The organism is Melissospora conviva, from assembly GCF_049523535.1.
GTDB lineage: Bacteria > Actinomycetota > Actinomycetes > Mycobacteriales > Micromonosporaceae > Melissospora > Melissospora conviva.
The window spans coordinates 208,939-221,082 of the sequence record NZ_JBLLDT010000006.1; the positions used below are offsets into that span (position 1 = coordinate 208,939).

Annotated in this window: 11 protein-coding genes and 1 tRNA gene; 8 read left to right on the plus strand and 4 right to left on the minus strand. The window is 72.6% G+C overall.

Translation table 11 applies throughout. The annotated features are described in order from the left end of the window. Positions 1–359 precede the first annotated feature (359 nt). Complete coding sequence (locus ACK8GG_RS15935) at positions 360–491, plus strand: putative immunity protein (RefSeq protein ID WP_440356683.1); 132 nt, start codon at positions 360–362, stop codon at positions 489–491. Positions 492–546: 55 nt separating this feature from the next. Here ACK8GG_RS15935 and ACK8GG_RS15940 read toward each other — a convergent pair. Then, positions 547–622: transfer RNA gene (locus ACK8GG_RS15940), tRNA-Arg, on the minus strand. Between the two features lie 156 nt (positions 623–778). After that, a complete protein-coding gene (locus ACK8GG_RS15945) occupies positions 779–1,777 on the minus strand; it encodes an alpha/beta hydrolase (protein ID WP_440356707.1) in 999 nt (332 codons plus the stop codon). 235 nt (positions 1,778–2,012) lie between these two features. Here ACK8GG_RS15945 and ACK8GG_RS15950 point away from each other — a divergent pair, with 235 nt between their 5' ends. From ACK8GG_RS15950 to ACK8GG_RS15975, 6 genes are all read left to right on the plus strand, one after another. Then, entirely contained in the window at positions 2,013–2,852 is an 840-nt protein-coding gene (locus tag ACK8GG_RS15950; protein WP_440356684.1) for a single-stranded DNA-binding protein, read from the plus strand. Between the two features lie 151 nt (positions 2,853–3,003). Beyond that, a complete protein-coding gene (locus ACK8GG_RS15955; protein WP_440356685.1) occupies positions 3,004–4,056 on the plus strand; it encodes a cobalamin biosynthesis protein in 1,053 nt (350 codons plus the stop codon). An 8-nt stretch (positions 4,057–4,064) separates the two neighbouring features. Continuing rightward, positions 4,065–4,733 (plus strand): hypothetical protein, encoded by a 669-nt coding sequence (locus tag ACK8GG_RS15960; protein WP_440356686.1) that lies wholly within the window; start codon positions 4,065–4,067, stop codon positions 4,731–4,733. 108 nt (positions 4,734–4,841) lie between these two features. Further along, a complete protein-coding gene (locus tag ACK8GG_RS15965) occupies positions 4,842–5,909 on the plus strand; it encodes a M48 family metallopeptidase (protein WP_440356687.1) in 1,068 nt (355 codons plus the stop codon). A gap of 31 nt (positions 5,910–5,940) precedes the next feature. Next, on the plus strand, positions 5,941–7,293 hold the full coding sequence (locus tag ACK8GG_RS15970) for a dipeptidase (protein WP_440356708.1): 1,353 nt from the start codon (positions 5,941–5,943) through the stop codon (positions 7,291–7,293). Between the two features lie 72 nt (positions 7,294–7,365). Beyond that, the gene (locus tag ACK8GG_RS15975; RefSeq protein ID WP_440356688.1) at positions 7,366–7,572 is read left to right on the plus strand and encodes a hypothetical protein; all 207 of its coding nucleotides are present in this window, start codon (positions 7,366–7,368) and stop codon (positions 7,570–7,572) included. Positions 7,573–7,705: 133 nt separating this feature from the next. On the opposite strand, the gene ACK8GG_RS15980 is transcribed toward ACK8GG_RS15975, so the two are convergent. Both ACK8GG_RS15980 and ACK8GG_RS15985 read right to left on the minus strand, forming a co-directional pair. Continuing rightward, positions 7,706–8,527, minus strand: a complete 822-nt coding sequence (locus ACK8GG_RS15980; protein WP_440356689.1) for an SURF1 family cytochrome oxidase biogenesis protein — start codon at positions 8,525–8,527, stop codon at positions 7,706–7,708. Between the two features lie 74 nt (positions 8,528–8,601). Then, entirely contained in the window at positions 8,602–10,740 is a 2,139-nt protein-coding gene (locus ACK8GG_RS15985) for a transglycosylase domain-containing protein (RefSeq protein WP_440356690.1), read from the minus strand. A gap of 123 nt (positions 10,741–10,863) precedes the next feature. Between ACK8GG_RS15985 and cobA the strand changes: the two genes are divergently transcribed. After that, entirely contained in the window at positions 10,864–12,123 is a 1,260-nt protein-coding gene (cobA, locus tag ACK8GG_RS15990) for a uroporphyrinogen-III C-methyltransferase (protein WP_440356691.1), read from the plus strand. Positions 12,124–12,144: the final 21 nt, after the last annotated feature.

Sequence of the window (12,144 nt, forward strand, 5' to 3'; positions counted from 1 at the left end):
CCGCCCCCCCCCCCCCCCCCCCCCCCGCCCCCCCCCCCCCCCCCCCCCCCCCCCCCCCCCCCCCCCCCGCGGTCGTAATGAGCAAGGTGGCCGGCATGACCGAAGATCAGATCCGTTTCGGACCTATTCAGATCGGACAGCGCGTCGGCTGCCTCAGGGGCAAGATCGGCCGGCTCCGTAGCGCCAAGCTGTGCGGCCAATGCCATGATCAGACGTTCCACAAGAAATTCGTAAGGCTCATCAGACACGCGGCGAGTGTACTGAGCGGACCGAGAACTGGCGTGGAGGGGAAACCTCACTGACTCCGATCATCACCTGCCGGCTCTCGGGGTGGCGTCTGCGCGGAGCACGTCCTCGACTTGTTCGAAGCCGTCCGGCCCGGGGACCCACGACCACGCCGGGCCATCGAGCACGTCCGCGCCTGGACCCGAGGTGAGGTCAAGATGATGCAGGCAACCGGAGACCGAGCGCGACGAGGCCGGGCGGCGTGAGTGCCGATGGCAGCGCGACCAGCTTCCCGAGCCGATCCGTGAACTGGCTTCTTGTTGGTGCGCCCGGTAGGAATCGAACCTACGACCAAGAGATTAGAAGGCTCCTGCTCTATCCGCTGAGCTACGGGCGCGCGACGTGCCGCGCCAGCAGATTACCGCCGCGACCCGTGGACCGGGCTGCTGCGGACATATCGCTGGCACGCACATCTTAGGTTTTTCCGCGTACGGCTGCGAGTGCCGTCCGCCGCTTGTCCAGCGGCCGGGCCACCCGACCGCGTACGGGCAGGTCAGGCCTGTCGGGGGAGCGGGACCTCCGCGCGGTCCGGGTCGGGGGCGGTCGGGGCGGGCAGGAAGGCGTCGATCCAGCGGCCAGCCTCGGTGAAGACCTGCTCGCGCACCTCCGGGCCGGAGAGCGTCAGGTCGTGCATGCCACCGTCGAAGCGGACCAGGGTGACGTGCCGGCCGAGCCGGGGTGCCCAGCGCACCATGTGCTCGACGTCGAGGATCGCGTCGCCCAGTGACGCGCCCTGCTCCCAGCGTTTGCCGCGGAACGTCCGGGTCGAGCAGGCCAGCAACACCGGCACGTCGATGTCCAGCCCCGCCCGCAGCCGGCCCTGCCCGCGCCGGATCGCCGCCAGCCAGCCGGCGCGTACCGGGAAACCGGCCAGCGGCTTCCACGTCAGGTCGTAGCGCCACTCGCCGCGGTGGTCGGCGTGCAGGCTCTGGCCGTACACGTCCGAAATCCCGAACGGGATGATCCGGTACGGCGAGCGGCGCCCCAGCCGCGACACCGCCCCGGCCAGCGGCCGGCGCACCACCCAGGGGGCGTTGAAGTCGAAGAAGGGGCTGTTGAGGAAGAGACCATCGACGAGTCCGGCGTCGCGCCGTTCGTGCGCCCAGAGCGCGGTGATCAGGCCGCCGGTGGAGTGCCCCATCACCAGGACGGTCCGGGCCCCGTCCTCGCCCCGGATGATCTCCATCGCGGCGTCGAGTTCGGGGTGGTAGTCGCTGACGTCGAGGCAGAAGTTCGGCGTCTGGTGTGCGAGCAGGCTGCGGCCGTACTTGCGCAGGTCCAGGGCGTAGAAGTCGAACCCCCGGCCGGTGAAGAAGTCGGCCAGGTGGGTCTGGAAGAAGTAGTCGACGAAGCCGTGCACGTAGAGCACCGCCCGGCCGCTGCGGTGCTCGGCGAACCGGCGGACCAGGGTGGCGACCACCGGGCCTTCGTCGTCACTTGCCAGGTCGATCGTCCGCCGTTCGTACGGCTGCCCGAGAACGTCCGGTTCCATGACAACGTCCGGTTCCATGACGCGGACGCTACGCGCTGGCGTCGGCGCGGGGAACCCCGCCGTTTCCGGCGCCGGCCGGTGCTCCCCGGCGGTGGGCGTAGCAGGCAACGGCTTGATCAGGTCTTTTTCCACAGGGGCGCGCGTTGTCCACAACGTCGGCGACAGCCGGTGCTCAGGAGGGGGGCGGTCGGCGCAGGCTCGGCGCTATGAACCGACGAATCCCCATGGAGGGACCATGTTCGATACCAATGTGACGATCGTGGGCAACGTGCTGACCGCCCCGCAGTGGCGGCGGACGGCCCAGAGCAACGCCCTGGTCGCCAACTTCAAGGTCGCCTCGACCGCCCGCCGGCTCGACCGCGAGACCGGCCGCTGGGTGGACGGCAACTCGCTGCGCGTGCGGGTCAACTGCTGGCGCAAGCTCGCCGAGGGCGTCGCCTCCTCGGTGATGGTCGGCGACCCGGTGGTGGTCGTCGGTCGCCTCTACACCCGCGACTGGACCGACGACGAGGGCAACCACCGCACCGTCTACGAGCTCGAGGCGGTCGCCGTCGGTCACGACCTTGCCCGCGGCCGGGCTCGCTTCATGCGCAACCGGCCCGCCCCGACGACCAGCACCGTCGAGGACGCCGAGACCGAGAACCGGGTGCACGGCGAGGCCACCGTCGCGGTGCCGGCGGCCCAGGCTCCGGCGGGGGAGGGGCACGCCTTCGACGCCGAGTTCGACTTCGCTGCCGAGAGCACGGCGGGCGCCGGCTCCCGCTACGACGCGGGTCCGCAGCCGATGCCGGGTGGCAGTGACGACGAGCTGAGCGAGTACCCGGAGCACGAGACCGAGCCCGGTGACGACGGCGACGACGACCGCACCGGCGATGTCGACGACGACGAGCAGACCGGCGCCGCGAGCTGCGGCGACGCGGACGGCTCGCCCTTCGGGGAGCACGTCGCCCCGGGGGACGGCTCGCCCTTCGGGGAGCACGTCGCCCCCGAGCCGGAGGCCGGGCCCGGGGCCGGGTCGCCGAAGACGGGTACGCGGGCACGGCGTGGCCGTCCCCGTACACCGGTGCCGGCCTGAGCTGCCTCGACCGCTGCGGCCGGCCGGCCGGCGGCCGACGGCGAGGCAGTGGCAGGACCGGCGTAGACCTGTCATTGCGGCCGGCGGGTGACAGGTTCACCGGCCGGCAAGGCGAAAGCGGTCACTAGGCTGTCGACGGGGGGTGGCGCGGATGCAGAGCACGGTGGCGACGGCGGCCGGAATGGCCGCCGGTTATGTCCTCGACGCCCTGTTCGGCGATCCGCGTCGCCGACGACTGCCGACCCGGATCCGGTTGCGCCCCGGCAAGGGCGGACCGGGCAGCGGCGAGCACGACACCCGGCCCCGCCAGGGGAAGAGCGGGCCGGGTGCCGGCGCACCCGAGGCCGAGGCGGGCGCGGTCCCGACCGCGCTGACCGTGGCCGCGCCGGTGCTGCTCGCCGCTGCCACCGCCGCCGTCACCGTCGCCACCCGCCGTCAACCGGCAGCCCGCGCCGCCGTCACCGCCCTGGGAGTCTGGGCCGCCGTACGGGCGCGTGAGGTCAGCCGGGACGTCGCGGGTCGCGGCCCCGGCGATTGCGCGCAGGGCGTGGTGCCGGCCGAGGCCGCGATCTCCGATCGCAGTCACCGGGCCCGGGCGTCGGTCGAGACGCTCGCGCTGCGCACCTGCGGCCAGGTCGTCGCCCCGCTCTTCTGGACGGGCGTGGCGGGGCTGCCCGGTCTGACCGCGCAACACCTGATCAGATCGGCGCACCGCCGGGCCCTGCGCAGCGGGGAGCCGGCCCTGGTGCGGGTCACCGGCGGCGCTGTCTCGCTCGTCGACGCCGTGCCGGCCCGGCTGACGGGACTGCTGACAGTCGCCGCCGCGTCGCTGGCCGGTGGCAGTACCGCCGAGGCGTGGCGCATCTGGCGGCGGGACCGACACGACCACCCGGTGGCGGGCGCAGGGCAGAGCCAGGCGGCGCTCGCCGGTGCGTTGCGCGTCCGCCTCGGCGGTCCGAGCGACAGCGACGCCGCCGAAGCGTCCCGGCCCTTCATCGGCGACGGGCCCCGGCCGCAGGAGCAGCACCTGCGGCGCGCCGCGCGGTTGGCCCGGGTGGTCGGACTCGGCGCGCTCGCCGTCTCCGCCGGGCTCTGCGTCGCCCGAGGCGTGCTGATCACCGGCATCGCGGCTCGCAGAACCGCACCGGCCGCGGCGGCGAGGGCCGCACACCTGCCACACCGCTTCGGCGGACCAGCCTCGTGACGCCGCAGATGCCTCCACACCCCGCAGCTTCCGCTGAGCAGACCCGGGTCGAGACGTACGAGCAGCTCGCGGGGGAGGTGCTGACGGTGCCCGCCCGGCTCGGGCGTACCCGGCTGGTCGCCGTCGACGGGCCCAGCGGGGCCGGCAAGAGCCTCTTCGCCGCGCACCTCGCCGACGCCCTCGCCGCCGCCACCGGGCAGCGGCCACCCCTGGTGCACACCGACGACCTGCTCGACGGCTGGGCCGACCAGCTCACCTTCTGGCCCCGGCTGGAGAACGACGTCCTCGCCCCGCTGCGCCACGGCAGACCCGGCGCCTACCGGCGCTACGACTGGCGCCGGGAAGCCTTCGACCCGCGACCCGTGCCGGTGCCGGTCGCCCCGGTGCTGATCCTCGAAGGAGTCACCGCCGCCCGCGCCGCCGTCCGGCCCGAACTCAGCCTCGCGGTCTTCGTCACCGCCCCGCCCGCGCTGCGGCTGGCCCGCGCACTGCGCCGCGACGGCGAGCAGATCCTGCCCGAACTGCGCCGCTGGCACGGCATCGAGCAGGAACACCACCGCACCGACGGCACCCGGGCCGCCGCCGACGTCGTCGTCGACGGAGCGGCGGTCGAACCGGACCCGGGCGGGGCGGGACCGGCCTTCGACCCTCGGCTGCATTTTCTGCGGTTGCCCTGAAATGGGGACGAAAGCCCGCAGGCGGTCGATCAAGGCCGGGAAGGTGATGGACGGCACACACCAGACTGCGGCACGATGCCAGGCAAGCGGCGCTATGGAGGAACACCTATGACTGCGGCGGAGGTCCCGGCTCGGCGCCGGGTGACGTTGACCGGCATCAGCTCCCGGGCCTGGGAACACCCGGCCGACCGCGGGGCCCTGGTCGCGCTCCGGGAGCTGCGCGGATTCGACGACGTCGTCCGCTCCTTCTTCGGCATGTGGAACGAACGCGCCTTCCGCCTCTCCGCGCTCTCCAGCGCCATCCGCGTCGACCACCGGCAGTACCCGCGAGTGCACAAGATCTACGCCGAAGCCGCCGCGACCCTCGACATGCCGACCCTGCCCGAGCTCTACGTCGCCCAGTCGCCGCACCTAAACGCCCAGGCGGTCGGGCTCGACAAGCCCTTCATCGTTGTCAACTCCGCCTGCGTGCAGCAACTCGACGACGCCGAACTGCGCTGCCTGCTCGGTCACGAACTCGGCCACGTCGGCAGCGGCCACGCCCTCTACAGGACCATCCTGATCATCGTCAGCGGCTGGGCGGCGAACCTGAGCTGGCTGCCCGTCGGCGCCCTCGCCCTGCGCGGCATCATCGCCGCGATGATGGAGTGGTGGCGCAAGGCCGAACTCTCGGCCGACCGGGCGGGCCTGCTCGCCGGGCAGGACCCCGCAGCCTCACTGCGGCTGCTGATGAAGCTCGCCGGCGGCGGCGACCTCAGCCAGATCGACACCGCCGCCTTCCTCGAACAGGCCGCCGAGTACGCCGGCGGTGGCGACCTGCGCGACAGCCTGCACAAGCTGCGGATGACCGCCGGCAGCAGCCACCCCGTGCCCGTGGCCCGCGCCGCCGACCTGCGCCGCTGGATCGACTCCGGCGGGTACGCCACGATCATCGCCGGCGAGTACCCGCGGCGCGACACCGACGCCGACGCCTCCGTCACCGAAGAGGTCAAAGCCGCGGCCCAGTCCTACCGGGAGGCGTTCAGCAACTCCACCGACCCGCTCGTCGGACTGCTGCGCCGCCTCGGTGACGGTGCCACCGACCTTGGCGCCTGGGCCGGAGAAGGGGCCGCGCGGGCGCGTACCTGGGTATCGGGGGCTACCGGTAAGGGCCGACGCCCCGGAGCCGGCAACTAGAGCGCATACGATCGCGGTCATGACCAAGACGATGACCGAAGCCCAGCTGCGTGCCGCCGTCGAGCGGGAAATGCCTGGCGTCCGCGCCGACCTGGAACGACTCGTCCGGATCCCCGGCGTCGCCTTCGACGGATTCGACCACTCCCACGTCGTACGCTCCGCCGAGGCCGTCGCCGAACTGCTGCGCGGCTGCGGGCTGGACACCAGGATCGTGAGCTCCGGCGGGCAGCCCGCGGTGATCGGCCGCAAGCCGGCCCCCGACGGGGCCCCCACCGTCCTCCTCTACGCCCACCACGATGTGCAGCCCGTCGGCGACCGCAGCCTCTGGGAGAGCGAGCCCTTCGAGCCCGTCGAGCGCGACGGACGGCTCTACGGCCGCGGCGCCGCCGACGACAAGGCCGGGGTCATGGCCCACATCGCCGCCCTGCGCGCCTTCGGCGACGACCTGCCCGTCGGCGTGGCGCTCTTCATCGAAGGCGAAGAGGAGTACGGCTCCGACTCGCTGGAACGTCTCCTCGCCGAGCACCGCGACGAGATCGCCGCCGACGTCATCGTCATCGCCGACTCGGTCAACTGGGACATCGGTGTCCCGGCGCTGACCACTTCGCTGCGCGGCATCATCAACTGCTTCGTCGCGGTCCGTACCCTCGAACACCCGGTGCACAGCGGCATGTACGGCGGAGTCGTGCCCGACGCGCTGACCACCCTCGCCAAGCTCCTCGCCACCCTGCACGACGACGCCGGAGACGTCGCCGTCGCCGGGCTCGCCGGCCGCACCGGCGCCGAAGTCGACTACCCGGCCGACCGGCTGCGCGCCGAAGCCGGCCTCGCCGAAGGCGTCTCCTTCATCGGCACCGGGCGGCTCACCGACCGGATCTGGACCAAGCCGGCCCTGGCGGTGCTCGGCATCGACGCCCCGACCACCGCCGAAGCGCCGAACGCCCTGGTGCCGGCCGCCAAGGCCAAGCTCAGCCTCCGCCTCGCTCCCGGCGACGACGCCACCACCGCGTACGCGGCGCTCGTGGCGCACCTGGAGAAGCACGCGCCCTGGGGCGCGCAGGTGGCCGTCACGCTCGAACACGACGGGCAGCCCTGCGTCATCGACACCACCGGCCCCATGTACGACGCGGCCCGCGCCGCGTTCCAGGCAGCCTGGGACGGCACCGCGCCCGTCGAGGTCGGCATCGGCGGCTCGATCCCGTTCATCGCCACCTTCCAGGAGATGTTCCCCGGCGCGGCGATCCTCGTCACCGGCGTCGAGGACCCCGACTCGCGGGCACACGGGCCCAACGAGAGCCTGCACCTGGGAGAGTTCGCCCGGGTCTGCCTCGCCGAGACCCTGCTGCTGGCCGAGGTCGCGCGCGCCGGCCGGACCGCAGGCTGAACCCGCCACGCCGAGAAGAAAATCGGGCGAAAGTGGGGGTAGACGCCCGTCGTTTCCGCTAGGCTTTCGAACATGAGTACGAACGAGGCAGTCGAGCGGCTCAACGCCGTGGTCAGTGCTCTGGGGGACGTCGACGTCTCCGCGTGGTCCGAGGCCACGCTCAAGGATCAGCTCGGTGAGCTCTCCACCGCCCTCTGCGCCCTCGACGCGTCACTGGCCCGCATCGCGGACGACGTTCGCGCCCGAGGCCTGCGAATCGAGGAACCGGCGGCCGCGTGAACCCGGTGCCGGCGTCGTGCCCCTACGGGCGCGGCGCCGGCGGCGCGCCCAGCCGCGATCAGCTCTGCGATAGGTGGGCGGGCTCCCGCCACTGGATCAGCTCTGCGGCAGGTGGCGGGCTCCCGCCGCCGGATCAGCTCTGCTGGTGGGCGGGGGTCGGTTCGGCGGCCCGGTCCAGCGGTTCCGGCTTCTTGCCGGTGATGCCGTGCGCCTCCCGTCGCGCCGCCCAGCCGTAGGCGAAGAGCGTCATCGCCGCGAAGAGCCACCACTGCACCACGTAGCCGAGGTTCTGCCAGTTGTTCTCGTGACGGATCTGCACCGCCTGGAAAACCGGATCGGCGGCCGGGATCTGCTCGTCCAGCAGAATGTAGGCCCCGTAGACCGGATACGGCAGCTCGGCGGCGAGCCGCGCCACGTCCACCCGGCGGGTCTCCAGCTTCCCGTTACGGCGGCTCACCTCGCCCGGCCGGCTCTCGGTCAGGTGCACCCGCCCGTTGGCGGTCACCTCACCGCCGGCGATCGGCGGCACCTGCGGCTGGGCCAGCGCATCACCGCCGGAGGCGGGCGGGATCCAACCCAGGTCGACCAGTACCGCGGTGCCGTCGTCGAGCAGCAGTGGGACGACCAGTTCGAAACCGACCGTGCCGTTGACCGTACGGCCGCGGACCAGGATCAGGTTCTCGGTGTCGTACCGGCCGGTGGCCGTGACCCGGCTCCAGGCCGCGTCCTCGGCGGGCCCCGTCCCGGCCGTGCCGGCCGCGCCGGTCGGCGCCGGCACCTGCCGGTCCAGCGGCACCGGTACGGCGCCCGTCGCCGCGTCGATGCGGTTGTTGATCGCCGACCGTTCCTCGTACCGGCTCAGCTGCCAGTTGCCGAGGAAGACCATGACCACCGCCGCGGTCACGGCGAGCGCGAGGAAGCCCAGCCAGCGGGCAGTGAACAGGAACCGGTACACGCCACGAGGCTACCGCCCGGCACTCACGGATCCGCGCCCGAGCCCTGCGCCCGTGGTGCCGGGCGGCGCCGTGGTCAGCCGGCGAGCCGGCCCGACGGGGCTTTGAAGTTCTTCACCGGTTGATCCTTGAGCGCGTCGCGCAGCGTCTCGGCGACCGAGTTCACCGGTTTCTGCGACTGGGCGTCACCGACGGCGTTGAACGGGTTGTCCGGGTCGGAGATGAAACTCGCCGCAGCCAGCTCCGGTGTGTAGCCGACGAACCAGGCCGAACGGGTGCTGTCGGTCGTACCGGTCTTGCCGGCCACCGGCCGTCCGGTGGTGCCGCGGACGCTGTCGGCGGTCGACCAGCCACCGCAGGAGCCCTTCGCCGGTTTGTCCCCGACCGGGCAGCGCGCCGCGTCGGTGGCGGCCCGTGCCGCCTCCTGGTTCAGGACCTGGCGGCAGCTCGGCTTGGCCACCTCATGGCTGATCCCACTGGTGGTGGTGAAGGTCGCCGGTTGTTCGTCCGGGCGGGTCACCGAGACGACCGGGGTGGCGTCGCAGTAGCGGCCGTCGGCGGCGATCGCCGCGTACGCGTTCGCCATCTCCAGCGGCGTGGCGTCGGACACGCCGAGGGTGAACGCCCCCCACTTGTTGGCCTTCTCCGGGGAGGCCTGGTCCCGGTCGACGTCGGTGCGCCAGCGCAGCCCCAGTTGCTCGGCGAGGCGGACCACCTTCTCCGCGCCGACCCGCTCCTCCAGTTGCACGAAGTAGGTGTTGACGGACTTGCCGAAACCGGACCACATGGTCTGCCGGCCGGTCATCGCACCGCTGGCGTTCGACGGCGCCCAGCCCGAATAGACCCGGGACTGGTAGCGATGCGGTGAGTCGATCGCGGTGTCCAGCGGCATGCCGGCCTGGAGGGCGGCGAGCATGGTGAACATCTTGAAGGTCGACCCTGCCTGATAGCCGGGCAGGTCACCGCCGCCGAGCAGCGGAGTCACCGTGTTCGGATAGTTGCCCTTCATGTCCTGGCGGCGCAGCGCCGGGTTGGAGTTCGGGGCATTGCCGGCCAGGTCCAGCGAGTAGACCCGGTTGACCGCCATCGCCTTCACCCGGCCGGTGCCCGGTTCCACCAGCACCAGACCGTGGGCGAATGGGCTGCGGTCGCCCTCCTTGGCGCGGACCCGGTTCTCCGCGACCTCCTGCATCTTCGGGTCGAGGCTGGTCACGATCCGGTATCCGCCACGGCGCAGGTTGTCCTCCCGTTGCAGGGAGTTGTCCCCGAACGCCGGCTGGCTCATCCACCAGTTCTTGAGGTAGTCGCAGAAGAAGCCCCAGTTGTTCTTGGACTTCGGCACCGAGACGCACTCGTTCGGGGGGTTGGTGAGCTTGAGCCGGATCGGCTCGCTCTGGGCCTGGGCGGTCTCCCCCGGGGCGAGGTAGCCCATCTCCGACATCCGCCCCAGCACCCAGTTGCGCCGGTCCCGGGCCTCCTTCTGGTCGGAGCTCGCCGGATCGTACTCGGAGGGGGACTTCACCAGCCCGGCGAGAGTGGCGGCCTCGACGACGGTCAGGTCCTTCGGCGCCTTCGAGAAGAAGATCTCCGCGGCGGCGTAGACGCCGTACGCCCGGTGGCCGAAGTACGCCGCGTTGAGGTACTTCTCCAGGATCTCCGGCTTGCTCATCACCTTTTCCAGGTTGAGCGCGGTCTGCATTTCGCGGACCTTGCGCGCGGTTGTCTGCTCGGTCGCCTGCTGTGCCTCCAGCGGGGTCTTGGCGCTGTCGCGCAGCGCCAGCCGGGTGTACTGCATGGTCAGCGTGGAGGCGCCCTGGGAGACACCGCCGGACTGGGAGTTGGCGACGAAGGCCCGCGCGATGCCCTTGGCGTCCACCCCGGGGTGCTGGAAGAAGCGGGTGTCCTCGGCAGCCACGATCGCCTGCTGCAGGTGCGGGGACATGTCGTCGAGTCTGGTGTAGCGGCGGTGCTCCTCGTAGAACATGGTCAGCAGCGTCTTGCCGTCGCTGGCGTAGACGTACGAGGTCTGGGCCGGCACGACGTTGCGCAGTTCTTCGCTGCGGTTCTCGAACTTGCCGGTGCCGCTCTTGATGCCGAGCCCGGCCACGGCGGCGAGCGGCAGGAGTAGGGCCGCGATGACGACACCGACGATGATGCCGGCGCGGAAGACCGCGACGAACCAGTTGGCTCCGGTGTCCAGGGGGCGTTGTCTCACCCCTTCGAAGCTAGGCGAAATCGCGGAAAATCATGACATGTATTCATCAGGTTCAGGGTGGTGACGCGGCCCACGTACGCGCCGCGTTGTCCGGCGTCCGCGCCGACCGGCAGGATCGCGGGCATGGCGTACCCGCAGACCCCGCACGACCCTCAGCCCTACCCGCTCGGACTGCGGCTGGCCGGCCGGCGGGTCCTCGTCGTCGGTGGCGGCACCGTCGCCGCCCGCCGGGTGCCGGCGCTGCTCGACGCCGGGGCCGCCGTGGCGCTGGTCGCGCCCGAGGTCACCCCGGCCCTGCACGGCCACATCGCCGCCGGCCGGCTCAGCTGGTCGCCGCGCGCCTTCCGCCCGGACGACCTCGACGACACCTGGCTGGTGCAGGTCGCCATCGACGACCCGGCCGCCGCCGCGCAGATCAGCGCCGCCGCCGAGGAGCGCCGCATCTTCTGCGTACGCGCCGACGACCGGCAGGCCGCCTCGGCCTGGACCCCCGCGGTCACCCGCAGCGGACCGGTCACCGTGGCCGTGCTCGGTGGAGGTGACCCGCGCCGGGCGATGGCCGTCCGCGACGCCGTCCGCGCGCTGCTCGCCGACGCCGGCAGCCGTCGGCAGCCCGCCGGCGCGCCGGTGCCCGCGGCGGGGGAGCCGGCCGAGGGTGGCAGCGTGGCGCTGGTCGGCTCCGGCCCCGGCGACCCCGAGCTAATCACCGTCAAGGGGCGGCGGCTGCTCGCCGAGGCGGACGTGGTGGTCGCCGACCGGCTCGTACCGGGCCTGCTCCTGGACGAGTTGCGCGCCGACGTCGAACTCGTCGACGCCTCCAAGATCCCGTACGGCCCGTCCCGGACCCAGGAGGAGATCAACCGCATCATCGTCGAGCGGGCCCTGGCCGGCGCGACCGTGGTGCGGCTCAAGGGCGGCGACCCGTACGTCTTCGGCCGCGGCGGCGAGGAGCTGCTCGCCTGCGCCGCGGCCGGGGTGCCGGTGAGCGTGGTGCCCGGCGTCACCAGCGCCGTCTCGGTGCCCGCCGCCGCCGGGGTGCCGGTGACCCACCGCCAGGTGGCGCACGAGTTCACGGTGGTCTCCGGGCACCTGCCGCCCGGCCACCCCGACTCGCTGGTGAACTGGCCGGCGCTGGCGGCGCTGCGCGGGACCCTGGTGCTGCTGATGGGGCTGAAGAACCTGCCCGCCATCACCGCCGCCCTGCTGGCCGGCGGTCGGGACGCCGGCGTGGCGGTGGCGGTCGTGCAGGAGGGGACCACCGGCGACCAGCGGACGCTGCGCGCCACGCTCGGCACCGTCGCCGACGCCGCGGCCGAGGCCGGGATCCGGCCTCCCGCCATCGTGGTTATCGGCGACGTGGTCACCGCCCTCGACGCGGCCTGAGCACCGGATCAACGCCGGGGC